The organism is Tepidanaerobacter acetatoxydans Re1 (assembly GCF_000328765.2).
In the GTDB taxonomy this organism is placed as follows: Bacteria; Bacillota; Thermosediminibacteria; order Thermosediminibacterales; family Tepidanaerobacteraceae; genus Tepidanaerobacter; species Tepidanaerobacter acetatoxydans.
Genome location: NC_019954.2, coordinates 2,359,879 through 2,384,728 on the forward strand (window position 1 = coordinate 2,359,879; position 24,850 = coordinate 2,384,728).

A 24,850-nucleotide genomic window follows, 5' to 3' on the forward strand; every position below is an offset into this window, starting at 1 on the left:
CCTCCTATATACGCGACGCGATAGTATACCCTTCGAAAACGGCTTCCATTATTTTTCGGGGTTTCTCGCAGTCTCCAATTGTAAAGGTATCCGGCGTAATACCGTAAAAACTTTCGGCTACTGTCCTGTTAGCAGTCACCCCAGTAGAAATTATTACGGTATCAGCTTTTAAAAACTTCTCCTCACCGTTCTTGGGAACAACGATAACACCATCCTTTGTTATCTCTTTGCACGTGGTTTCTAGCATTCGCTTAAGTGTGCTCACTGCATCCATTTTTTGCCTTAGCGCTATCTTATACAGCATATTGCCCTGTGCGGCAAGTTCGCCCGTAGGCTCTACTATAGTGACTTTTTTATGCTTCAGTTCTGCCAGCTCCAGCCCTATTTCTGCACCTATTGTCCCACCGCCTATTATCACTACATTTTGTCCGATACAGTCCTGATTGTCTATGGCCTCATAAAAATCAGTAACGTTTATTCCGTCAATACCTTTTATAGGTGGTTTGGCAGGAATAGAACCAACTGCTATAAAAATGGCATCTGGGCACATGCTTTTTACCATCTCCGGGGTCGCAGCTATGTTCAGTCTTATATCGATATTATGCTTTTCCACCTGCCTGAGAAGATGGTCAAGATACAACCTGATATCTTGTTTATAGTACTGCTTCACGATATGGCATAACGCCCCGCCAAGACGGTCGTTTTTTTCAAATAGAGTTACCTTGTGTCCTCGTTTGGCTGCAGTAAGTGCAGCCATAATACCTGCCGGGCCGCCACCGACAACAACAATATTTTTTACTGTTTCGGCCTTTTCTAGGTTTTTTATTACAAATGATTCATTTGTAAACCTCGGATTCACCGAACAGCCGACGTTTTTTCTGTTTGTAGAAATATGGTAGCATTGAAGGCAGCGAATACACGGCACTATGTCGTCCGTTTTACCGTCCTTTGCTTTATTGGGCCAGTCGGGATCGGCTATAAAGCTTCTACCAAATGCAACCAAATCTACCGCACCGGATGCTATAAGCTCTTCCGCCTCGTAAGGATTCATCACTGCACCTACAACCGAAACCGGAATGCTTACATTCTGCTTTACAATCCGCGCATATTTTGCATTTGGCATATGCTCTTTAAAATTAGTAGTAACCATATGCACATTGCCCTCATGGTTTATGTCAAGCCCGCAAGAAATCTGCACGGTGTCTATCAGAGGTTCCACCAGTTTGATGAACTTAAGCGTATCCTCGAACTCAATAGAGCCCTCCACCCACTCCACCGAGCTGATACGCATATCCACGGGATAATTCGGCCCAACCGCCTGCCTTACCTTTTCAAGTATCATTTTAGGGAACCTTGCACGGTTTTCAAACGAACCGCCATATTCATCGGTGCGCTTATTAAATAATGGCGATAAAAATTGTGGTGGCAACCAACCGTGTCCAAAGTGCATGAATACCATGTCGAAACCCAAGTCGCGTGCGTCCTTTGCGGCCTGTGCATAACAATTGGCTACATGCTCCATCATTTCGGGAGTCATGGCCTTCACTTCCACACCATCTTCTCGAATGAAACCTACAGGTCCCACCGCATAGTCTATCACTCGAGCGTACTGGCCTGCGTGAAAAAGTTCCAGTGACGCCTTAGCACCTGACTGGTGGCATTTGCGTATCCTTGATTGAGCTTCCTCCACCGAATATTTGTGGAATAAATAGGGCTCGTTTCCGCTGGCAAAACTGGACCTTCCCGGCTCTACAATGGTATGTCCGCATATAACTATTCCGGCACCTCCAAGAGCTTTTTCTTCAAATACATCACCTGTAGGAGCGGCCACTATTCTATTTCTTGAAACCATATTGTTTATTTTTATAGGGCTATACAAGTTTGGAAATTGCATATCGTTTCTCCTCACTTAGAAATTTTAGATAAAAAAGAATAGTTATGAACTATTCTTTTTCACTTGTTTTCAGCTATGCACTTATTTGGTAGCCTTATCGTCCTTAGTATCCGATTCACTCTCCTCGAAGGATATCTGTTTATCCACCATCTTGAAGAACGGAAACCATATCAGGGTAGTAACCGCAATCAGCACCACTTGCAGCACAGCAGCCTGCCAGCCCTGCGCAAGGAATCCGGAAACAATCTGAGGCATTGTCCAGTTGACCTCAACACCGGATAATCTTGGAACGATACCGATAGCAATAGAAACATAGCTTAAGGTTGTGCATACTATTGGGCAGAGTACATAAGGGATGAATAATAGCGGGTTTAGCAAAATGGGAATACCAAAAATCAACGGCTCGTTTATGCCGAATATTGCTGGTACAATAGACATTTTACCCAGTGTTTTAAGGCGTTTTGATTTAGAAAAGAACAAGAGTAAAATTGCTAAGCCGAATGTACCACCAATACCGCCCGGCTGACATAGCACAGAAAAGGAACTAGTAATGATATTGGGCAGAGGCTGCCCTGCGGCCAGTGCAGCCAAGTTTTCGGCGCTGGCTGCCATGGTAAGTGGAGTAAATGTGGCAAAAATTGTGTTGCCATGTATACCGCAAAACATCAGCAGAGTACACAAAATCTGCATTACAAGATAAGCCGGCAGCGACAGACCAAATCCCTGAAGCGGAGCCTGTATAACAGTATAGATGACATTGTGAAAGTTTTCGAAACTGGTAAGTATCAGCATTTGCGAAATAACAACAGCAATAATTAAAACAAACGCAGCAGGAACCAGCGAAGCAAAGGAGTCTTCCACGATGGGAGGCACCCCTTTAGGCATGTGTATATAAATCTTTTTATCAAGCAAGAATTTGATAAGCTGGGGCACCAACCCGCCTACTATTATAGCACTGAACAAACCCGAGTATCCGAGCCATTCGGTTGGAATTGCAGTATACAGTTCGTGGGGAGTAAGTAGCAAAAATGCCATCAACGAAATAACTGATGCTGATATTGCGTTAATTTTAAGCTTTTGTGCATACTGGAATGGCAGCACTATAACAACATAAAGCGCTATGATGCTAAGCGTCAGCGACTGTATAGTCATAAGGATAAGCTGCAGCCCGGTAGATGTGACAAAACTTTGCCAAAATGGAATATCTAAAAACGCACCCAGGCATGCAAACGAACCAATGATTATAATGGGTAGTAGCAGTTGAAATGTTTGCCCCAGAGAATTCATAAACTTGTTGTTAGACAGTTTATTTGCGATAGGCATCAGCTTTTTTTGCAGCGTGCCAATAAACTTTTCCATAAAATACCTCTTTTCTATTATTTTAATGATTCAATTAAGGCAATTGCGTCCTTTAGTATCTTTTCACCGTTCATCATACCAAAGTCTATGGTATTTATAACGGCGATTTTCCCCGCATATTTCGGGTATTCGTTCTTGAATTGTTCTTTCTTGAACATAAGCTGTGGTCCTAGCAGGATGCAATCCATTTCTTCAATAAGGTTGTCCATCTGGGAATCTGGATACGCTGCGATACTACTTTCAATACCAAGCTTTTCCGCAGCTTCTATCATTTTGCGCACGCACAAGCCGGTACTTGCGCCATGCTGGCAAACCAATGCAATTTTATACATGTTTAACCTCCTTGTGTAACAAAATCAGTTCCTTGGCAAGAACAAAAATCGTCTCCGCGGCATTCAGATGGTCCGCAGCATGTACCATAAAAATGGTAACCTGTAGATCCTGGTTTTTGGCGTCGTAGCTTAGCAGGTTAGTGTGCGCCTGATGGCTTTTGGTCAATGACTCCTCAGCTTTTTTCATAGTAACTGCCGCTTCCTCGGACTTGCCTTCCCGCGACTGCTTGATAGCTAATAATGCAAGACTTTTCGCATCACCTCCATACGAAATCATCTCCATGCATTCCTGAATAGCATCCATTGCGTGCCTCCGTTCTTATTGCAAAAGTTTTTCAACCGGTAGATAGGTTGCATAATTTATTTTTATTATAGAACAGGCTTTGTTTAATTTGTATACCAGGTATTGCACTTGTCAAGTGCGAGTTCAAATATTTACTATCCTACAGTAATAGCATATACTGTATTATAGAGGTTGTACCTATAAGATGTTTCGATTGAAGAGGGTGCATTGGTATGACGAGCAAGGAACTTACTATACTAAAATTTCTAAGTACTCAGGACAGCTGGGTTACGTCTTTTTCTATGTCTGCATTTCTGGATATTTCGGTCAGAACCATCAAAAGCTATATTAGCAACATTAACTCTGAATTTCCAAATCTGATCGAATCCTCCCGCAACGGTTATATTGTAAGGGATAAAAAGCAGCTGTCAAATGTTATAAGCTCGGCAAAAAAAATACTCTATTCCCCACAAACCGTAATAGATCGAAAAAAGTTCATTTTGCAGAAGCTATTGCTGGAAACTGACAGGTATGACTTTGACAACCTTGCAAATGAATTGTTCATTTCTCCGGTAACCTTAACAAATGAGCTGCAAAAACTGAAAAAGGAGCTTGCCGACTATGAGCTTACTATAAAGACAAAAGACAATCTGGTCTTTATTGACGGACAGGAAACAACCAAAAAAAAGCTGATAAGTAAGCTTATTTACGAGGATTCTAAAGACTCGTTCCTAAGCATAAATCTTATGCAAAGTTACTTACCCCATTTCGATCTGACTATCGTAAAACAAATAGTGTCGGATAAGCTAAGTGAACATCATTATTTTATGGACGACTTCTCATTGCTTAATTTGGTACTGCAAATAGCCATAACCATGGAAAGGAAGCTAATAAGAAAAACTGGTAAGGAAGTCACTGGCACCGACAGCTGGAAAAGCTTAGTCAACGCACATATTCAAGAGATAGTAATGGATATTACCGAACATATAGAAAAGCAGTTTGGCATGGAGTTTGTCGATGGTGAGATTTATGACTTTGCCCTACTTATAATGACTCGAGCAATTTCTAACTCCATAAATGATATCAACATGGATCAGTTGAGCGAATTTGTCGGAGAGGATATTATTCGGCTAGTTTCCTTGATACAGACCCGTACCAAAGAAACTTATAATATAACAATAATACGCCAGGATTTCACAGTGAGGTTCGCACTGCATATAAAGAACCTGCTTATCCGGCTTAAACATAATATCGTTCTACGTAATCCGCAGGTATTGGACATTAAGAACTCATACCCATTTATCTACGATGTTTCTGTATTTATCGCTAATATCATCACACAAGAGGAAGGTTATGTGTTAACCGAAGATGAGATATCATATATTGCACTTCACCTGGGGGTTTTAATTGAAGAAAGGAAGGCAATAAAGCATGATGTTAGAGCAATATTAGTAAATCCTCAATACTTAAATAAATCGGTGGATATAGCGAATAGACTTAGTTCGATCTTTGAAGATAACCTACTGATAACCGAGATAGTTTCTACGCAGCATGAACTTGAGGCTTATTCCGATTACGACTTAATTATTACAACTATCCCATTTGAAGTATATCCCGGCAAACCCTACGTGCAAATATCTGCTTACCTCACCAATAAGGACATATTATCTGTTTCCAAAAAAATAGAAGAGGTACTGAAGGATAGGATAAAAGCAAAGGTGAAGTCGAAGCTGGAAGTGATGTTTAAGGAAGAACTGTTTTTTGTAGACGAAAGCTTTAAGGACCAAAATGACGCCATAAATGTTATGGCCGATGTACTTGAAAAGCAGGGCATCGTTGACAGCTCTTTTAAAGAAAAGTTATTTGAACGGGAGCGGGTCAGTTCCAGCGCATATATGAACATAGCCATGCCTCATCCGCTGGAAATGTGCGCGCGAAACTCCGCTATAGCTGTATCTATTCACCCAAATGCCATTATGTGGAATAACAACAAGGTTAATATAATTTTTATGCTTGCTATTAATATCCGAGACAGTCTGTTTTTAAAAGATATTTTTGATTTCATTACCGAGGTGATTTCCGAAGAGAAAAAGCTGAAAACCATACTGGATGTAAAAACATATGACGATTTTATTGCAGCACTGGTATCCTTTGCAAAATAGGAGAAACCATCATTGCGGGCCAAACAGTTTCACTATTCACATATTTCTATATCTCCTCTTTTTATCCCCCTATGGGGGGGATATTCTTGTTGCATCACTATTATCTTTAAATTCCAATAAAAAACATGGCCTACAGAACTTTCTCTTGTCCTGATAAGCCATGTTTCCCAAAATAACTTTATTAATAATTTGCAAAATGATAGTGGTTTATTTTAGCGATAATTATTTCTGGAATTGTTGTGAAAGTCCAGCTTTTTGCCCTGCTTCCGAAAGTTTCTTGCCTATTTTCTGAAGTTCTTCAAGCATTCTTGCTATTGCTTGTGCTGCATTAGCTTGCTCTTGTGTAATTATGTCTATATTTTTAACGTTTTTGAGTACAGATTCAACCGAATTTTGAAATTTCTTAAGCATTATATTTATTCTTTGAACAGAATTATTGCTTTCATTCGCTAGCTTGCGCACTTCTCCGGCCACCACCGAAAAGCCTCGACCATATTCGCCGGCTCTTGCAGCTTCAATAGCCGCATTTAGACCCAGTAGGTTAGTTTGCTGAGCAACATGCCTGATTATCTCCAATATTTCCTCAGTATTGCTAACATCCTGAAAAGCTGTCTGTGCGGCACCGGCGGCTTCACTGCTTATTACTGCAAGCTCTTGAGATGATGCCGTTAATTCTTCGGTTTCTGCAACCGCATGTTCTATTGCTTTATATATTTCACTAGCATACTGTTGAGTTTGTTGTAAATTTTCCGCTGCAAGCAATCGTTCCTTTTCCCTTTCTCTTGCAATTTTTGCAGCTTCTTCAATAGCGCGCTTAATGGAAGCTTTGCCTGAATCCAAAAGTTCTGTAGTAAGGCCGTAGCTCTTAGCTATTTCAGTTGGTTTCAAGCTGCCTACAATTCCCTGAACTCCTAGCGCTGCAAGCTGCTCAATAATTTGTTCTGGTTTAACCTTTTCATGCCATGGGCGCATGTAAATTTTTACATCCGATATATTAAAGTCCCGCTCACTAATAACACTTGCATGGGTCACAATACCTATTTTTTTAATACCCATATCGCATATTTTTTCGATGGGAGTTAAAAAATCTTCAATTGTTGATGTGATCTCAACTACAGTCTTGCCATACAATTTATTTAAGGTTTCAGCAGCAGCACCCCTGCTGATAAAAACATCTATATCATTATAAGTTGAAACCAAATTTTCAAATTCGCTCATTTTACTCACTACTATCGGTAACTCTATGTCCAGTTCCGCAGCAGCCTCTGCAGCGCTTTTTGCCATTGTCTTTGACACTGCTACAAAAAGGATTGGCTCTATTTTAATCACCTCCCATGAAATTTTATATTAAAAAGTGAAATGTTTCAGTAAAAGGTTTAGTAAATGTTAATAGAAAGTTCTTATTATTTATATATATAATTTATTATGAGTACTTATCGGCTGCGAAAATTGCATTTCTATTAGTTCTTTGATTTGTTCCACATAAAGATAAATTTCTTGTTCTGAATGGAGTTTTCTGGATACACAAGTTGCGGCAGGGTTTTCACATATAAAACATTTCCTTGGCGGTAATTCTATATCTCTACGACTAATTGGCTCTCCGGTGCTGTCCATAACATCAATATCCAATATGCGCCCACCTATAGTAGACTCTTCAAACTCCACGCAAATTCTTTTAATCTTTTTAGCATCGGTCTTAGCAGATATGAAGAAAGCAGGGCCATCATGCTACGCATGCATCCCTCAAAACAAACCTGATAGCCACCGGAAATTAACGCCCTGAAAAATTTCTTGCAAAGTTGCAGGAAAAGCATGTAAAATTCCTCATCTTTTCGAAAAATAATAGGGACACATAGGGTAATAGTAATTATACAACCGTTCCGCTTTTCCACCAGCTTTTTCCGCGTGTTCCACCGCTGCTCTCTTGCCTCAAGCACTTTCAACAGCTCTATATCCATTTTTTTCTCCTTATATGAATTAAAAACTTAGGTGATAATAGTTATCCTTATATGTTTTCTAGCAAATATAGCGTGATAGCTACAGAAAGTAAATCCGCACACCCACCCGGACTGATATTGTGCTTTGTAAAATCCTCATCCATCCGAAAAAGCTCTTCTCTACCATGGAGTGACAAAGCACCACCCATGGAGAGTACATTTCTTACGGAGCTTTTCACATATTCTATTGCTTCGATGCCACATCTGGAAATAACGTTTGTATCCACAACATGCATCATCAGATGTAACAACGCCTGTAAATAAATATCATTCTTGCTATATTCACCGCTAAGAACAAGTTTTTGCATAACCGGAAGGGCATACTTTCTTACAGAGAAAAAGCCAGAAGCCGCTTCTCCTCGAATTCCGCGTATACCGTGGGCAGCATAAAGCTTGAGCCCATTGGTCATGGACGCAGTGTCATTTGTTAATAAAAAATCTTTTTCTGCTGACTTGGCGATTTTTGCCGAAACATAACATACTGTATTTGCTGAAAAACCTAATCCTTTTTTGTAGCAGTATCCGGCAGCAGCGGCAAGTATTCCCAGAGAAAATATCGCTCCCTTATGAGTGTTTATACCTTTAGTGGCATTAAACATTGCTTTTTCACATTTGATACCTAAAGGCCGTATCTTGTCAAGACTTTTTTCATTTATTTCATCAAAACTATACCCTATTTCTGCAAAATTTCTGAAATAGGGTGAAATAGCTGCTATGCTTTCTACAAAAGTAAAAAAGTTCATATCGGTATGAGCACCGCTATTTATACGGTCGACCAAACCCGGTTTTGGCGATGTATAAACTTCGGAAAGGAGGGCAGTTGTGCAGCAACTTCCAATCTGTTCATAAATATCTGTTGTTATTATCATGAAAGCCCTCCTTTTTTCGATTCGAATCGGAAAAAATCGTTAAGTAGCTAAGTAAATTCCAATATCTTTTCTACATATTTTATTGAACTACAAAAGCAATTAATTATTTCTCATACCTGTATTAATAAGCATAGCACTTAATTAATATAGAAAAAGTATTCCAATAGTATTTTGTAAAACCGATTGCAAAACAAATAATTTATCTTACCGCTAGCTATTATCATTTGTTAGTTAAAGTCTTTAACCTAAGATAGTAGAAATAATAATACTCATTACTGTAGAAGCCGCGAGGCACATAGGCACTGCTCGAAACATTAACTTGGGAAACATTTCAGCACGATCTTCCTCTGTAGCGCAAGAACCCAATATCAGACTCCCACCAGAAGAAAAGGGGGAAATAGATGTTGCCTGTGATCCAATAACAACACATGTAAATAAAACCTTAGCTTTAATTCCTGTTGCAGCTGCAAGGGATGGGATAATAGGAAAAAGAGCAGGGCATACAACTCCCAATGTACTGCTGAAAAAAGACATAATTCCAGCAACAATACACATTACAATGGGTATTAAGAATGAAGGCATGTTGGCTTCCACCCAGCCTGAAAGAATATCAATGGTTCCTGCTTTGATTGCCACAGAAATTAACATACCAACACCACAAATCATAATCAGGGTATTCCACGGAACCTTAGCAATAACCTCTTTCTCGTCAGCAAGCTTAAGTAGAAGTGCAACAACAGAAAGAACAATCGCAATAAGACCAATATCAATTTTAGAATTAATAAATGCAATGACCTTATTATCAGGAAAAATTGAATGCAAAACTGGAGCAGCAAGAGCAATTGCCACCATTGACACAATGAGATAAAGATTACTTCTCTGTTTATGATTTAAGGGCTCCGGTTCTTTGATTTCAAGATTTTCTCCAAATTCATTCCAACTTTTAGAGAATAACACTAAACCAGATATTACAAGAATGGGAATGATCATCGTAGCAACAAAAATATTGGTTGAACAAGCAAAAGCAGAATCAGCCAAACCTGCGTCTTCAATCAAGCCTCTAAAGATAATACCACTAGCACTGGTCATAAAATTAGCACCTGCCAGCGCACCATAGTTTACAGAAACTGCACCCACAATTTTATTCATACCTGTTTTTTCACAAAGCAGAAGTGTAATAGGAGCTAGTGATGCCATTACTGTAAAGTAACCCGCGCCTAAGCTGGCAATCAGTGTTGCCGCCAGGAAAATAGCAAAAGGAAGTAATTTTGGTGCTTTGCGGCAGCGATAAAGTAGAGCCTGAGAAAGCTTTTCCAATGTTCCATTCACAAGCGCAAAATTATAAAAAAGCGAAACAAGCAAAAATGACAAAGAAGATTTTTATGGGCCACATGTTTATAATTTCTCCGGTCTTTAGGTCTAAAAAAAAGCATCCGATGATGTAAGCAAAGGAAATGGCAAAAAATCCAGTGTTAATCTTAGTCTTATAACCTAAGGCAATTGAAATGACAATTGCTAATACCACAATTAAACTAATCATAATAATCTCCTTTCTTTATATCATAATATTTTACAAAACTACTTATTCAAACCAAGTAACATGAATGGAATCTTCCGTATCAAAAAATCAATCTGCTCCTCTGTGTCCACCATTACATTTTTGTAACCGACTTCGTTAATTATCTGCAGATTGTCCTTAAGGTTGCTTTTATCAACACTGGCACCCATGGGCTGAGCATAGCATCTCTCTAAGAAAACATCATAGTCTTTTACAATTCTCGATTGGTCGTCACGAGACATCCCTACGGCCAAAAATTCCGGATGAGTTACGACAATTTTGTTTATACCTATAGCTTGCCTGATACTTATCTATCAATGTGAGAAACTTATCATGCCTCCTTTGGAACTAGACATGAGGTTTTTTATCCGATTCTTTACTAATACTTGCAAAACATTGATTCTACTGTAAAATGTTGGTTTTATCTAGCAAATATCCAAATAATGTGTCTAATTATAAAAAAGGTTTTTACAGTAGAATCAGCACTAATGTTGTAAATGTAAATATATGTGGATTATAATCTATAAGATATTCATTAAAATAATCAATCTAAGTCTAAAAGATTATTATAGTTGTAACAGAGCATTGCAGACAGATCTTTCTCAGGCACTCCCATATAATTTAAAGTTTGGGCAAACATCCTCATGGTTTCTGGGGCAAGAGTTTTTCTCGGTTGCCCTGTATCACTAGAAATTATCAGATTTTTGCTTCCCACGATATCTATTGTTTCCTTATAAAGAGATATTGGAATCGGTTTTGGTATTGGACTAAGTGCATTTCCAGCGCAAAATTCCACATATGCTCCCATATCCACGGCTTTTTTTACCTGCTCAACTGTGCAAGAAGGCGGTGCAAAGAAAGGATGGGTCAAGACAACCTTCTGACATCCGATTTCTCTTGCAGCAGCAATGACCATTAGTGCTTCCTTAGCAGATAAATGACTTGTACCAATTATTGCATTATACTTCTTAACCATCTCTAATATGGTATATACCTGAGGAATCAGTTTTCCGTTTTCATCTAAAACAGTAATTCCCTTTATTGGATAATTTGTTACCCCATCACCTTGATGACCATAAGCACCCAATTTTCCGGTTTCATTATAATGAGCAAGCGAATGGTAGGATGGCATCCATACCTGTACAGCACCTAGCTTTAAGGCTACATCGACTGCAGCAGGATTAATCCCACCTGACTGATGATTCAATACCACACCACCGAAAACTTTAATTCCCTCTACCTGATTTTGAGTGTGATAAGCTCTTACCATAGTTGTATCTGCATGACACTTAAAAACTATTGCACGCATTCCTGCATCCCGACATATCGTTGCAGTTTCAACATCATTTGCAAGACGGTCAAAAATATCAGGAGAGGTATGAATGTGTAAATCACAAGCCCCTTTAATACTAATTCTCGTTCTAGCCACTTAAGCCACTCCTTCCTCTTTTTTTTTGCCTGCATTACTACTAATAAAAAAAGAAATACAGCAAATAACCAGTCCTATAATGCTCCACATAAGATTTGGAATTAACAATAAAATACCTCCTAAAAACATAGTAGATCTAGCAATTATACTCATATCTTTATTTGTGTAACCAGCTATCGCAATACCAGTAAAAACTACTCCAATAACTGCAGTTATGGTTCCTACTATGATATTATATGGGTTACCCATCAACAGCAGAGCTGGATTGTAAGAAAAAGTATATGGAACTACAAAAGCTGGTATAGCAATAAGACAAGATAACCATCCTGTTTTCAACCAGTTGGCCTCTGCAATTCCAGAGCTGAGAAATACAGCAGCACAAACAGGTGGAGTAATAGTTGCAAGAGTTGAAAAGTAAAAAACAAAAAGATGTGCAATTAATGGTGATAATTCAAGAGAAATCAAAGCAGGTGCCAGAATAGCTGCCGCTAGTACATAAGCCGCTGTAGTTGGAAGTCCCATACCTAAAATAATACAGACACACATTGAAAGAAATAGACATAAAAACATATTATTTTGACCAATACTAACAATTAGATCTGATAATTTAACTCCAACGCCCGTCATAGAAATCAATGAAATAGTAATCTGCGAACCAGCCAAAAGAGAAGCCATATCCAAAATACTCGCAGCACCTTTCAGTGACACATCAAAGCAAAGCGCCCCAGTATCTTTTGCTGCTCTTGAAATGCTTTTTGTTTTTAGAAAGTAGCAAGCAGCACAGGTGATTATAGCACCAATAGTTGCGTAAAAAGCTGCTACTGTGACTGTATAAGCCTTTATCAAAAAAAATACAAATATAGCAATAGGGACAAATATAATTGCATATTCTGTAAATAAAATTTTTTCTTTCATCGCTTCTCCTCGAATTTGTAGCTTTAGAGAAATAAAATGTATCGCTACAAAAGCTCCAAGATAATACAGCAATGCAGGAATAATTGCTGATACTGCAATTTTTAAGTATGGCACACTAATTAACTGTGCCATAATAAAAGCTCCAGCTCCCATCATCGGAGGCATAATCTGACCACCTGTAGATCCTACCGCAGAAATCGCTGCTGCCCACTCGTTAGAATATCTAGATTTTTTCATTAGTGGAATTGTAAAAGTCCCTGTAGCTACTACGTTTGCCATGGCACTTCCAGAAATCATTCCAAAAAGGCCGCTTGCGATAAGTGCAACCTTGCCAGGTCCGCCTACAGCTTTACCAGTACAAATCTGTCCTAACTTCACAAATGTCTCCGAACCACCTGTTGCTGATAATACAGATCCAAAAATGCCAAACATAGCTAGCATCGTTGCCGAGAGGCCTACCATGGTTCCCCATATACCGTTAGTACTGTGATAGAAGTTCTGAAAAATATAGTTAAAAGAAAATTGTTGATGACCCCACATGCCTGGGAAATATTCCCCGAAATATGCATATACCAAAAGTATTACTGCCATTATAGGAAATGTTAAACCTACAGTTCTTCTGCTGGCTTCTAACACCAAAATTACCAATACAACCGCAAAAAACTTGTCCAATGTGCTTATCCACTGAAGAGGATCCCATAATATCTTTTGATAGTTTAAAAACATATATAACGTTGATGCAGCCGCCAATATGGAAAGAACAATATCAATGATAGGAACTTTATCTAAATCCTTACCCTTATGCATTGGTTTTAGAATAAAACATAGTGTAAGTACAAAAAAGAGGTGGACGCTTCGCTGAACGATATCCGGAAAAGCACCAAAACCTGATGTATAAAGCTGAAATATCACTAATGAGATTGATAAAGCAGTAACTACCGATTTCCAAAAGCCAGTTAACTTTCTCATATCGTAACATCCTTTCTTGATTTAGAACTTAAAAACTTTCTCATTTTACTAAGTCGAATATCCATAAAAAAATTAAAAAAGAATTTAGGAAAAAGAAGGATTCCCTTTTCGGGAAACAGTTTATAGGTAATTGTAAACATAATCAACAAATTTAAAGAAGGAAATCCTTCACATCCATATTTAAGTGTCATTCGACTTATTCTTTGTATTCTGGCGGGATTAATGATGCAGGTACATCATAGCCTTGTTCTTTCAGATATTGCACAGTTCCTGCATGAAGTGGAACAGAAGATCTTAATGATAACTCAAGAATGTTATTTTGAGCTCCAATCGTATACGCACTCTGCCAAATTTCCTTACCCTCTTCCCACATTGCTTTAATCATCTTATAGCCATCCTCTTGAGTGAGTTTAGTAGTAGTTTGCGCGCCTTGGATAGTGGCAATTGTCTTCACATCATAATCAACACCTTGATAAGTTCCTGCTGGAATAGTTACTGGAATCAAATAAGGAAACTCTTTAATTATCTTTTCAATATCCTCATCAGAAAAATTTATCAGATTAGCTGGCTGGGATGCAATTAACTGCATAACGTAACTATCGTTAATAGGGCCGAGTTTTACTGTTCCTATGATCTGTCTATTCGCATATGCATCAGCAGCATCCGCCTGGCCAGCCTCAAAATAGTCGGGTGATACACCTAAAAATTCTAAAATTGAAAAGGTAATAGACGCTGCCGAAGTCCCTGTCCCACCTGGATTAAATTTTTTTCCGTTCAGATCATAGACTGTATTTACACCCGAGGTTTTCGAAACTACAAATTGCTCAGGTGTAGTTTCGTAGTACCATAGTATCCTAAGGTCTTCATTCGGATCCCCATCAAAAACTCCTACACCATGATAATTCTCGTAGTCAGTACTAGATACGCAATTTCCTACAATAACTTCACCGCTACGGATACGCTTTGCAATATCCACTGCACCTTGTGACTCAGATACAGTAATTTGAAATTCAGGGTATGTTGTTGAGATTGCTTTTCCAACTGATACCCAATAAGGATAAAGTGCAGAGCTTGCAGGTGGCGCTGCAAATGTTAAATACTGTTTTTTAACAGTTTGAACTGTTTTTTCACCGCTATCATTGCCGGATGAATCTTTTTTTGAGCAGCCTGCCAACAAAGTAAATACCAGCACTATTAATAATAACAATGCAATTTTCTTTTTCAACTTAACATCTCCTCATAATTAATAATTATTTTATTAACACATGCGGTATAATATTTACCGCACGCGGTAATACGATGATTTTCTCAGGAGCTTTTTCACAACAAGTTTTATCAATTGCTGTCTGCAAATTAGGAGCCCATTCCAACATCATTTCGTTCAGGTCTTTTTCCTTAATGTTTTCTGTAACGATAATGACTCTCCCTTTTGTCATGGCTCTTGCATACATAAAAGCTTTGTTGCTTCCGACACTATAGCCTTCTCTTTTGAATCTTTCAATTACCTCCTGTGGGGTTTTTGCTTCTACCAACCACTTGCGAAACACGCCTTCTCCAATACCTTCCTCTGCATTAGCAACAAGTATATAGGTGCAATTCGGCTTTCCAAGTGGTTCTGCAACAGATAATGCCTTTTGTGCTTGATACAGATTACAATCTCTTGGATAACCTCCAGGGCTGGCAATTACGATATCTGCCAGACCACTTATTTCGACTCTGCTAACTTTTTTACATATTTCCACACCCTTTGCATGGGCTTGTTCAATTTCACCGGCAACAAATGCTATATTTTGCTTATGGGGGTCTTGAACGGCGTTTACCATAAACTTTACATTTAGTTTCTTCGCAGCCTCTAAAGCAACCTCGTGAAAAGGGTTTCCATAAATGAACCCCATAGAAGGTTCAAAAGGTCTTATGGGCAAAGAATGATGTATTTTTAAGGTATCTATTCCGGCCACACCCGGAACTATGCTTTTTCTCCCTCCACTGTATCCAGCAGTATGATGTGGTGATATTAATCCAGTAGTAATGCAGAATGTGCACTGAGCAACCAGTTTATTTACATAAATTGGAACATCTGAAGTCGTATTACCTATATAAACGATATTCTCTTTGTCCATGCAGTCGTGAACAACTACTTCAAATCTTGACTTATACTCCGAACCGATAATTTGTGAAATTTCTTCTTCAGTAGTTTTTCTATGGCTGCCAGTCGCTACAATGAATTTAATATGATCATCCATGACCCCCGCCGACTTTAGTCTGTTTATCACCTCCTTTACAATTGTTCTAGTTGGTCCAGGCCTTGTATGGTCATTAACTACAATAACTACTTGATCATTCTTTGTGACAAGGTTCTCAACCCTATCAGAACCAATGGGATTGTCCATAGCTTCTTTTATCAGTCGCTCTTCACTTATATTCACTTTGGGCACATCTACATCAATTACCTGCAACTCGATATCATCACTGATAAAAGCCTCTTGAGCAGTTTCGCCATAAGGAACGCTAATCTTAGCCACGGTAATCTCCTTTCAAACTTTCTTAATTACATCAATTACGCTGTTGTCTCGATAATAAACCAGCCCTACAATCTTTTCACCATATTCAACAGGCTTTGGTTTGCCTACAATTTGCTCCGAAATCTCTTTCAGTTCTTCAATAGTATGTAGTTTTATTCCTACTGACGTCAGCTTTTGAATCAGATCCTTACGTAATGGGTTTACTGCAGCACCATATTCTGTAACAAATACATCAACTGTACTGCCCGGAGTTACAATAGTATTAACTTTATCAAGAACTGTAGGAATTCTTCCTCGAATAAGGGGTGCTACTACTATGGTCATTTTTGCCCCTGACGCTGTATCCGGATGGCCGCCTATTGCACCTCTTATAACTCCGTCTGAGCCTGTTAAAACATTTACGTTAAAATTCGTATCAATCTCTAGTGCGCTAAGGACTACCATATCCAATTGATCTACTGCCGAGCCTTCTATGCCTGAGCCTGCATAATGATGACCACTTACAACACAGTGAAAAGGATTCTCTCTAGCGCTCCTTACAGCTTCAAGATCAAAGTCCTGAACATCTAATAACTTTTTAATAAGACCTTCTTCGTGAAGTTTGGCTATAGCACCGGTAATCCCTCCTAGTGCAAAACTTGCTTTAATACCTTTTTTAAGCATTTTATCGTGTAAAAAGCGTGTCACTGCAAGAGAAGCGCCACCGGTTCCTGTTTGGAAAGAGAAGCCGTTTTTAAAGTAACCTGAATGCTCCATTATATCTGATGCCATCTTAGCTATTTTTAGTTCTCTAGGATTTGTTGTATATCTGGTTGCACCACTTACTATCCCTTTTGGGTCGCCTATTTCATCTACTTTAACAATATAGTCTACATTAATTTCCGGTATGGCACAGGGAGTATTAGGATATGGTACGATATTATTTGTAAGAATTATTGTCTTATCGGCATACTCAGCATCGGGCATGGCATATCCAAGGGAGCCACAGTCATAGGAATTGTCACCATCTCTGTTGAATCCGTTGACATTACCTGCACAGTCACAGGAAGGCGCCCCCAGAAATGCTACATCAATTTTTAACTCCCCGGAAGCAATGGCATAAGCCCTGCCACCATGCGAACGAAATATAACAGGGATATCCATTAGGCCTGCTGATACGGCATTTGCGAGTTCTCCACGAAGTCCACTGGTTTCTATACGTTTTACAACACCGCTTTTAATATGTTCAATCATTGGTGCGTGACAGTGGGTTAACGAACTGGCTGCTACTACCATATCTTTAAAGCCCATTTTCGCTAAAGTTTCAAGTACCATATTGACTATGTAATCGCCATTGCGGAAATGATGATGGAAAGATATTGTCATGCCATCTCTAAGGCCAGAAAGTTCAATTGCCTTTTCTAAGGATTCTACAATTTTATTATTACGTCCATTTGGAGATTTTAGTTTTGCTTCAAAAGGAGTCCCACTATGACGCTTGCCGTCGAATGCTTTTAATTCGCCTATTCCTTCGATGTATTGCGGAAACTCAATCCCTAATATGTTTCGCATCAGTTCTCCCCCCTTTTTTGTCTATTGTAAATACCGGCAGCTTCTGCCAGCTCAAGAGTGCGTTGTGCTCTGATTACTACTGGCTTATCAATCATCTTACCATCAAGGCTGATTACACCAAGACCTTTGGATTCTGCTTCTTTTAATGCCTCAATAACTCTTTCGGCATGGTCTATTTCCTTTTGTGTCGGTGTAAATATTTCAATAACAGGCCCAATTTGTCTGGGATTAAGCACCGATTTTCCATCAAATCCTAAATCCTTAATTAGCTGTACCTCCTTGCGGAAACCATCCTCATCATTTACATCGGAAAACACCGTATCCAGTGCTGCAATACCCGCTGCTCTAGAAGCTATCACAATTTGTGTTCTTGCGGCAAAAAGCTCTATCCCAGAAGGGGTTCTTGAAGTTTTGAGGTCAGTAACATAATCTTCTGCACCAAGTGCAATTCCTATGAGGCGATTACTTGCTGTAGCAATTGAATATGCGTTAATGACCCCCAATGCACTCTCAATAGCAGCCATCATGCCTGTACTACCGACTTCCATACCATATTTTATCTCACATTCAGTAATATACTTATCTACTTCTATAACATCCTCTGCAGTTTCTGATTTCGGCAGTCTGATTACATCGACACCGGCTTTAACCATGGCATCAATATCAGCCTTACCAAATTCAGTATTCAAAGGATTTATACGAACCACTTTCTCTACATCACCATAATTTAGAGTTGTTAGAGCATTATAAACAAGAAATCTGGCTGCATCTTTTTCTGATAATTTTACTGAATCTTCCAGGTCAAACATCAAAGAATCTGCACCATATAAGTGCGCATCTTTCATCATGCCAGGATTGTTACCGGGAACAAACATCATAGTTCTTCTAAGTCTTTCTTTTTGATATGCCATGTTATTCACCATCACCCCACTTGTAGTCTGTAGATTCAATTGCTCTATAGTATGCCGCCATGACCCTGGCTTTTATTGTGCAATCCAGTGCACCTCTGTCCTTTGCAACTACCTTTGCATTTCTTACGCCTAAATCCATAAGGGTATGTTTTATGACTTCACTTATATGTTCACCATACTGTTTTTCAACAGTGCTGTTAAGATCAATCTCGATTCCATTATCACCCTCTTCTAAAATTATCATAATGTCACCGGACTCCAATGTTCCAGCAGAAGCAGTGTTTTTTATTTGCATTCAAACATGCACAACCTTTCAGTAATTTTGTTTGCATTTTGAAGTATGAAAAATGCTGATTAAGAAAAATTTTTCTAACTTTAATAAATAAAATTAATCATTAATATTTATAGGCTGTTTTACTTAGATTGTTACTTATTCTCTTAAATGCAAAGTTTAACGTTTTGTATGTAGTCGGTTAATTAGAACCTTTGTATTGGTTGGAAATTTTAAAATTTCCAACCAATACAATTAGGGGGAAAAACGTGGATGAGGAATGAAGTTATATTAGTTGTATTTTAAATCTTAATAATGTTTATTTATCTTGCTTTTATTCTGAATGAATCTTAGTCTACCACCTGCTATAATCAGCTCAACTTCTCTGTCAGTTAGATCTACAATTGTTTCAAAAAACGTGTTTTTTGTTTTATTTAGGATTTTAACTTTTTTGGTCCTAATCTGACTGATTGCATCTTCAATATAGAGACAATCACCTTGTTCAATACTGTCGTAAGCAGCACTGTCAGCAAATAATAGAGGTATTACGCCATGGTTAACCAGATTATTTTTATGTATTCTTGCCATCGATTTAGCTATAACTGCCTTTACGCCCAAGTACATTGGTGCAATTGCAGCATGTTCTCTACTCGAACCTTGTCCGTAATTTTCCCCGCCTATGATAATGCTCTTTTTATACTCCTTTGCCCTTGAATAAAAGCCCGGATCAATACGGCCAAAGGTTATCTCGCTTATCGCAGGAATATTGGAACGTAAAGCTGAAAATTGAGCACTGGCAGGAATAATGTCATCAGTGGTAATGTTATCGCCAAACTTTGCAACAACCCTAGCTTCAATTATTTCCTCCATCGGATCATTGACTGGCATTGGCTTAATGTTCGGCCCCCTTATTATTTCAATGTTTTCGTTAGTTTCTATTGGATTAATAACCATATTATCGTTAATAATATATTCTCGTGGTTCTTCAATATTTTCCAAGAGCTTAGAGTCAATAACATCTCTCGGATCTGTAATATAACCTGTTAATGCCGTAGCAGCAGCCACTTCCGGGCTAGCAAGATAGAGGTAAGCATCTAGAGTGCCACCTCGACCTCTAAAATTTCTATTGGAGGTTCTCAAAGAAATTCCCCCAGTATTCGGTGCTTGCCCAATACCAACACATGGGCCACAACCGCATTCCAACACCCTGGCACCGGAAGCAACGAGCTTAGAGATAATGCCGTCTCTCAAAAGCATGCTAAATATTTGGCGACTTCCCGGAGCAATGCTTAAACTGACATCATCATGTACAACCTTGTTTTCCATTATCTTTGCGGCTTTTACAAAATCAGTATAAGAGGCATTTGTGCAACTTCCAATAAATACCTGATTCACTTTAACATCTTTAAGCTCAGATACTTTTACCACATTATCAGGCATGTGAGGCTTTGCAACCATAGGTTCTAATGTATTCAAATCAATTTCTATAACACCATCATAGTAAGCGTCTTTATCAGGATATAATTCAACCCAATCTGCTTCTCTTTTCTGATGAGTAAAGAATTTATGAACTGTTTCATCGCTGGGAAATATTGACGTGGTTGCACCCATTTCCGCACCCATGTTAGCAATAGTTGCCCGGTCATAAACGCTTAGACAATCAAGGCCTTGACCAGTATATTCAAAAACCTTGCCTAGACCGCCTTTTACGCCGATCCTTCTAAGCATCTCTAAAATAATGTCTTTCGCAGATACTCCGCCTCTTAGTTTACCTTTTAAGTTTACATTTATAATATACGGCATCTTTATATATAGCGGTTCCCCTGCCATAGCCATTGCTACATCCATTCCGCCCGCACCAATAGAAAGCATGCCAATAGCTCCTCCTGTAGGAGTATGACTATCTGATCCCAGCAGTGTTTTGCCAGGTATTCCGAAACGTTCAAGATGAACAATATGGCAAATACCGTTGCCGGCTCTTGAAAGATAAAGACCATACTTTTTTGCAATCGACTGCAAATACAAATGATCATCCATATTTTTGTTATCAGTATAAAGGAGGTTATGGTCAATATAGCTTACAGATTTCTCTGTTTTTACCCTGGGAATGCCTAAGGTTTCAAAAGCCAAATATGCCTGTGTACCTGTAACATCATGCGTTAGAGTATGGTCAATTCTAATGGCAACTTCTTCACCCGCAACCATATTACCAGAAATATAATGATCCTCTATTATTTTTCTTGTCATGCTTTTATTCATATCTTCGTACTCACCTCACTTATCTTAATAACTACTTATCATCATTATTTATTGTTTCATTTTATAGTAATTAATTAAGCAACCTGCTGCAATAATGTGTTTTTCATCCTCTGTTAGATCATCTACAGAAACAGTAAACTCAGTAATTTCATCACTGACTACATATGCTTTAATTTCTGCTTTGCCCTCGAATATAGCGTTTCTTAAATCGGGAATGAATATATAGTCATCCTTCTTAAATGGAGGCTCTTCTTTAATGATAAACGGAATCATACCCCAGTTGATAAGATTTGAACGATATCGTTTAGTTGCATACTCTCGAGCTATGTTGGCCCATCCGCCAAGAACTCGCTGGCAGGAAGCCGCCTGCTCCCTTGCTGAGCCATCACCTGGTTTGTTAGCGAAAATTGTGCTGCCAATTCCTATATTCTTGGGGTCAATATTTTCGAATCCCTTTATTGTCCTAATTTTGTCATAAGCTTTCTTGATTTCTTCTGAAATGGTGCTTGGATCCTTTCCACTTTCTCTTTCGATTTCATATCTTTGCACTTCTTTAGCCTTATTCACATATGCCGGATCTTTCCTGGATAAGGTAAACTCTGCTAGTCTCATCGGATTTGAACGGTAAGATGAAGTTTCTCCCGATGGAATAAGCTCATCAGTTGTTGTGACAGGATCTGTAATATAACTTACAACCTTTAAAAGTAAGTCATTCGTTAGACTGGGAATTGTCGGCCAGTCTTTGATGTTGGGACCGAATTTTAGCTCCGTATCAGGTTCTGCCTTGCCAAAACCATTAAATACACGTTTATCATATATACTTTTATTAAAAAAGTACTTGGGTTTGGTATAGTTTGCATCTATTTCTGTTGCAGCCGTCAGCTTGCCTTTATTTATAGCAGTAGCTGCAATTGAGCGTGCATCCATAAGTGCAACGTATGAAAGCTGACCTTCTGTAGGTTTAGAACCTTCGCGATTAGGGAAGTTCCTGGTTGTGTGTCTTATAGAAAGTTCCTGGTTGGCAGGCGTATCTCCAGCACCAAAGCAGGGACCGCAGAATGCGGACCTGACAATTACACCGGCATTCATTAATTTTTCTATGGTCCCGTTTTTAACCATTTCTACATAAGCTGGTTGGCTTGCGGGGTAAACGCTCATTTTAAATGTACTATTGCCGATTGACTTTCCATCTATTATATCTGCAATGTCAACAATGTTATCATAAATACCGCCTGCGCAGCCTGCTACAATACCCTGATCTGCATAAACTTGTCCGTCTTTTATTTTGCTCACAAGATCTAATTTTATATCGGGATTATCAAATTGCTTGCTGCCTTCTTTCTGCACATGATTCATTATTTCGATGGGGTTTGCCTTTAGCTCCTCGATGGTGTATATATTGCTGGGATGAAACGGCATCGCAATTGTTGGCTTGATTTTAGAAAGGTCTACATAGACAAGGCCATCGTAATATGCTACATCTTGTGCTTCAAGTTTTGAATAGTCTTCTGCTCTGCCATGAATGCTGTAATATTCTTTTACTTTTTCATCCGTCTGCCATATAGAGGACCAGCAGGTAGTTTCGGTTGTCATTACATCGATACCGTTTCTGTATTCTACACTTAGATTATGGATACCATCACCGATGAACTCCATAACCTTGTTTTTTACATAACCGTTTTTATAAACACTTCCTACTATGGTAAGTGCGACATCCATAGGCCCTACGCCTTTTTGTGGCTTACCGGTTAAGTAGATGCCTATAACCTTTGGTCTTGCAATATCATATGTCTTTCCTAGAAGTTGCTTAACCAGCTCACCGCCGCCTTCACCTACACCCATTGTTCCAAGTGCACCATATCTTGTATGGCTATCTGAACCAAGAATCATTGTACCGCATTTACTTATTACTTCTCTATTATAAGCATGAATTACCGCTAAATGGGGAGGTACATAAATGCCCCCGTATTTTTTAGCCGCAGAAAGAGCAAACATGTGATCATCTTCGTTTATAGTGCCTCCAACAGCACAAAGACTATTATGACAGTTGGTCATAACAAATGGAACCGGAAATGTTTGCATACCGCTAGCTCTTGCTGTCTGGATTATACCAACATATGTAATATCATGGGCAGTTAAAGCATCAAATTTAATCTTCAGATTCTCTGTATCATCAGAGACTACATCATGATGATTTACAATTGAATATGCTATGGTTCCCTTTCGTGCTTCCTCTTTTGATACAGCCATGCCAGTTTTATTTTTGATTATTGCAGTGGCATTTTTATCATCGCAGATTATTTCTTTTTTATTTAAAAGAAAAACGCCGGTATCATATAATTTAATCATTAATATTTCGTCCTTTCACATTATAATAATCATAATAATTTGCTAGTTAACTGTACCTATTCTTTTCAATGTTTCTAACAAGTAATCAGTAAACTCCGCAGCAGAGGCATCGGTTTTTTTAGTTGTTACCACGACTTTACGCTCAGTTATAGTGCAAATTTCCAATGCTTTGTCAAGTTGGAAAGATTTATCATTATATCCTATATGCGATAATAACATTGCAACTGCTCTTAATAAGCTGCAAGGATTGGCATAATCTCCTCTTCCATTATTAATTAGATCAGGAGCCGTACCATGAATTGCTTCAAACACAGCGTATCTTTTCCCGATATTTGCACTGCCTGCTGTACCCAGGCCACCTTGAATTTCGGCAGCAATATCTGTAATAATGTCACCATATAAATTAGGCAGCACAAAAACCTCTAAACCCTTATTAAATTCAGGATTGTTCAACTTCGCTGCTGTTGCGTCTACGTATCTTTCCTGGATATCAATATCCGGATATTCTTGACCAACCTTTCTGACTGCTTTTATGAAGTTGCCATCAGTTAATTTCACTATATTTGCTTTAGTTACTACGGTAATGTTTTTCTTGCCGTTATTTTTTGCATATTCAAAAGCAGCTCTGGCAATTCTATCGGAACCTTGTTTCGTTTCTACTACAAAATCTATTGCAAGATCTTCATTAACCTGGATACCTTTACTTCCAAGAATATATGCTCCTTCTATGTTTTCTCTGAAAAAAGCCCAATCTATATTCTTTTCCGGTATTTTTACAGGCCTTAAATTGGCAAATAAGTCTAATTCGCGTCTTAAGGTCGCATTAGCACTGGGAAGGTTCGGCCAGGGGTCAGTAGCTTTTGGGGTAACGGTTGGACCCTTAAGAATAACATTACATTTTTTAATTGCTTCAAGCACATCATCCGGAACTGTCTGCATTTTTGCTGAGCGGTTTTCAATAGTCAACCCGTCAATAATCCGAATTTCTATCTTTTTTTCAGCAATTTCTTTTTGTAACAAATGATTTAACACCCTAAGCGCTTGTTTCATAATAATAGGTCCAACACCGTCACCCGGTAAAATTCCGATAATCACCTTGTCAAGTTTTTTGTAATCTATAAAATCATCCTGGCTTTTCATCTTTTCAATTCTTTTAAGTTCGGAATCAATCAGGGACTCAAATTTTTTTAAGGCTTCATTTATATAATTCATATTATTTA

At 38.6% G+C, this 24,850-nt stretch carries 18 protein-coding genes and 2 pseudogenes; 1 reads left to right on the plus strand and 19 read right to left on the minus strand.

Features of this window, described 5'->3' with window-relative positions:
* Positions 1-4: 4 nt before the first annotated feature.
* The 4 genes from TEPIRE1_RS11250 to TEPIRE1_RS11265 all read right to left on the minus strand — a co-directional run bounded on the left by TEPIRE1_RS11250 (position 5) and on the right by TEPIRE1_RS11265 (position 3,889).
* Positions 5-1,894 (minus strand): FAD-dependent oxidoreductase, encoded by a 1,890-nt coding sequence (locus TEPIRE1_RS11250; protein WP_013779298.1) that lies wholly within the window; start codon positions 1,892-1,894, stop codon positions 5-7.
* A gap of 81 nt (positions 1,895-1,975) precedes the next feature.
* Complete coding sequence (locus TEPIRE1_RS11255; RefSeq protein ID WP_013779299.1) at positions 1,976-3,253, minus strand: PTS sugar transporter subunit IIC; 1,278 nt, start codon at positions 3,251-3,253, stop codon at positions 1,976-1,978.
* 17 nt (positions 3,254-3,270) lie between these two features.
* Positions 3,271-3,585 carry a PTS sugar transporter subunit IIB gene (locus TEPIRE1_RS11260; RefSeq protein WP_013779300.1) on the minus strand — a complete coding sequence of 105 codons (315 nt, stop codon included), beginning with the start codon at positions 3,583-3,585 and terminating at the stop codon, positions 3,271-3,273.
* On the minus strand, positions 3,578-3,889 hold the full coding sequence (locus TEPIRE1_RS11265) for a PTS lactose/cellobiose transporter subunit IIA (RefSeq protein WP_013779301.1): 312 nt from the start codon (positions 3,887-3,889) through the stop codon (positions 3,578-3,580). Before TEPIRE1_RS11265 ends, TEPIRE1_RS11260 begins: the two co-directional genes overlap by 8 nt.
* A 212-nt stretch (positions 3,890-4,101) precedes the next feature.
* Between TEPIRE1_RS11265 and TEPIRE1_RS11270 the strand changes: the two genes are divergently transcribed.
* Positions 4,102-6,030: a BglG family transcription antiterminator gene (locus TEPIRE1_RS11270; RefSeq protein WP_013779302.1), complete on the plus strand. Its 1,929-nt coding sequence runs from the start codon at positions 4,102-4,104 to the stop codon at positions 6,028-6,030.
* 222 nt (positions 6,031-6,252) lie between these two features.
* On the opposite strand, the gene TEPIRE1_RS14285 is transcribed toward TEPIRE1_RS11270, so the two are convergent.
* From TEPIRE1_RS14285 to TEPIRE1_RS11355, 15 genes and pseudogenes are all read right to left on the minus strand, one after another.
* The gene (locus tag TEPIRE1_RS14285; protein WP_015295824.1) at positions 6,253-7,314 is read right to left on the minus strand and encodes a PrpR N-terminal domain-containing protein; all 1,062 of its coding nucleotides are present in this window, start codon (positions 7,312-7,314) and stop codon (positions 6,253-6,255) included.
* A 123-nt stretch (positions 7,315-7,437) separates the two neighbouring features.
* Positions 7,438-7,988, minus strand: a pseudogene (locus tag TEPIRE1_RS14520) (citrate lyase holo-[acyl-carrier protein] synthase).
* A 47-nt stretch (positions 7,989-8,035) separates the two neighbouring features.
* Complete coding sequence (gene citG, locus TEPIRE1_RS11290; RefSeq protein ID WP_013779305.1) at positions 8,036-8,896, minus strand: triphosphoribosyl-dephospho-CoA synthase CitG; 861 nt, start codon at positions 8,894-8,896, stop codon at positions 8,036-8,038.
* Between the two features lie 240 nt (positions 8,897-9,136).
* Positions 9,137-10,436: pseudogene (locus TEPIRE1_RS11295) on the minus strand (SLC13 family permease).
* A 38-nt stretch (positions 10,437-10,474) separates the two neighbouring features.
* The gene (locus TEPIRE1_RS11300) at positions 10,475-10,696 is read right to left on the minus strand and encodes a hypothetical protein (protein ID WP_041591448.1); all 222 of its coding nucleotides are present in this window, start codon (positions 10,694-10,696) and stop codon (positions 10,475-10,477) included.
* Between the two features lie 302 nt (positions 10,697-10,998).
* Complete coding sequence (locus tag TEPIRE1_RS11305) at positions 10,999-11,883, minus strand: DUF6282 family protein (RefSeq protein ID WP_013779307.1); 885 nt, start codon at positions 11,881-11,883, stop codon at positions 10,999-11,001.
* Positions 11,884-13,767, minus strand: a complete 1,884-nt coding sequence (locus TEPIRE1_RS11310; RefSeq protein ID WP_013779308.1) for a TRAP transporter permease — start codon at positions 13,765-13,767, stop codon at positions 11,884-11,886.
* A gap of 196 nt (positions 13,768-13,963) precedes the next feature.
* The gene (locus tag TEPIRE1_RS11320; RefSeq protein WP_013779309.1) at positions 13,964-14,992 is read right to left on the minus strand and encodes a TAXI family TRAP transporter solute-binding subunit; all 1,029 of its coding nucleotides are present in this window, start codon (positions 14,990-14,992) and stop codon (positions 13,964-13,966) included.
* A gap of 25 nt (positions 14,993-15,017) precedes the next feature.
* Positions 15,018-16,289 (minus strand): lactate racemase domain-containing protein, encoded by a 1,272-nt coding sequence (locus TEPIRE1_RS11325; RefSeq protein ID WP_013779310.1) that lies wholly within the window; start codon positions 16,287-16,289, stop codon positions 15,018-15,020.
* Positions 16,290-16,301: 12 nt separating this feature from the next.
* Complete coding sequence (citF, locus tag TEPIRE1_RS11330) at positions 16,302-17,840, minus strand: citrate lyase subunit alpha (RefSeq protein WP_013779311.1); 1,539 nt, start codon at positions 17,838-17,840, stop codon at positions 16,302-16,304.
* Positions 17,840-18,751, minus strand: a complete 912-nt coding sequence (gene citE / locus TEPIRE1_RS11335) for a citrate (pro-3S)-lyase subunit beta (RefSeq protein WP_015295832.1) — start codon at positions 18,749-18,751, stop codon at positions 17,840-17,842. Before citE ends, citF begins: the two co-directional genes overlap by 1 nt.
* A gap of 1 nt (position 18,752) precedes the next feature.
* Positions 18,753-19,046: a citrate lyase acyl carrier protein gene (gene citD, locus TEPIRE1_RS11340; RefSeq protein ID WP_013779313.1), complete on the minus strand. Its 294-nt coding sequence runs from the start codon at positions 19,044-19,046 to the stop codon at positions 18,753-18,755.
* 285 nt (positions 19,047-19,331) lie between these two features.
* On the minus strand, positions 19,332-21,281 hold the full coding sequence (locus TEPIRE1_RS11345; protein ID WP_013779314.1) for an aconitate hydratase: 1,950 nt from the start codon (positions 21,279-21,281) through the stop codon (positions 19,332-19,334).
* A 48-nt stretch (positions 21,282-21,329) separates the two neighbouring features.
* The gene (locus TEPIRE1_RS11350; RefSeq protein ID WP_013779315.1) at positions 21,330-23,630 is read right to left on the minus strand and encodes a hydratase; all 2,301 of its coding nucleotides are present in this window, start codon (positions 23,628-23,630) and stop codon (positions 21,330-21,332) included.
* 42 nt (positions 23,631-23,672) lie between these two features.
* On the minus strand, positions 23,673-24,842 hold the full coding sequence (locus tag TEPIRE1_RS11355) for an isocitrate/isopropylmalate family dehydrogenase (RefSeq protein ID WP_013779316.1): 1,170 nt from the start codon (positions 24,840-24,842) through the stop codon (positions 23,673-23,675).
* Between the last annotated feature and the right edge of the window lie 8 nt (positions 24,843-24,850).

Bases quoted from the DNA above. Each gene is read 5' to 3' on its own strand.
- TEPIRE1_RS11250 (WP_013779298.1), bottom strand. From the start codon at position 1,894: ATGCAATTTCCAAACTTGTATAGCCCTATAAAAATAAACAATATGGTT.
- TEPIRE1_RS11255 (WP_013779299.1), bottom strand. From the start codon at position 3,253: ATGGAAAAGTTTATTGGCACGCTGCAAAAAAAGCTGATGCCTATCGCA.
- TEPIRE1_RS11260 (WP_013779300.1), bottom strand. From the start codon at position 3,585: ATGTATAAAATTGCATTGGTTTGCCAGCATGGCGCAAGTACCGGCTTG.
- TEPIRE1_RS11265 (WP_013779301.1), bottom strand. From the start codon at position 3,889: ATGGATGCTATTCAGGAATGCATGGAGATGATTTCGTATGGAGGTGAT.
- TEPIRE1_RS11270 (WP_013779302.1), top strand. From the start codon at position 4,102: ATGACGAGCAAGGAACTTACTATACTAAAATTTCTAAGTACTCAGGAC.
- TEPIRE1_RS14285 (WP_015295824.1), bottom strand. From the start codon at position 7,314: ATGGCAAAAAGCGCTGCAGAGGCTGCTGCGGAACTGGACATAGAGTTA.
- citG (WP_013779305.1), bottom strand. From the start codon at position 8,896: ATGATAATAACAACAGATATTTATGAACAGATTGGAAGTTGCTGCACA.
- TEPIRE1_RS11300 (WP_041591448.1), bottom strand. From the start codon at position 10,696: ATGTCTCGTGACGACCAATCGAGAATTGTAAAAGACTATGATGTTTTC.
- TEPIRE1_RS11310 (WP_013779308.1), bottom strand. From the start codon at position 13,767: ATGAGAAAGTTAACTGGCTTTTGGAAATCGGTAGTTACTGCTTTATCA.
- citF (WP_013779311.1), bottom strand. From the start codon at position 17,840: ATGCGAAACATATTAGGGATTGAGTTTCCGCAATACATCGAAGGAATA.
- citE (WP_015295832.1), bottom strand. From the start codon at position 18,751: ATGGCATATCAAAAAGAAAGACTTAGAAGAACTATGATGTTTGTTCCC.
- citD (WP_013779313.1), bottom strand. From the start codon at position 19,046: ATGCAAATAAAAAACACTGCTTCTGCTGGAACATTGGAGTCCGGTGAC.
- TEPIRE1_RS11345 (WP_013779314.1), bottom strand. From the start codon at position 21,281: ATGAATAAAAGCATGACAAGAAAAATAATAGAGGATCATTATATTTCT.
- TEPIRE1_RS11350 (WP_013779315.1), bottom strand. From the start codon at position 23,630: ATGATTAAATTATATGATACCGGCGTTTTTCTTTTAAATAAAAAAGAA.
- TEPIRE1_RS11355 (WP_013779316.1), bottom strand. From the start codon at position 24,842: ATGAATTATATAAATGAAGCCTTAAAAAAATTTGAGTCCCTGATTGAT.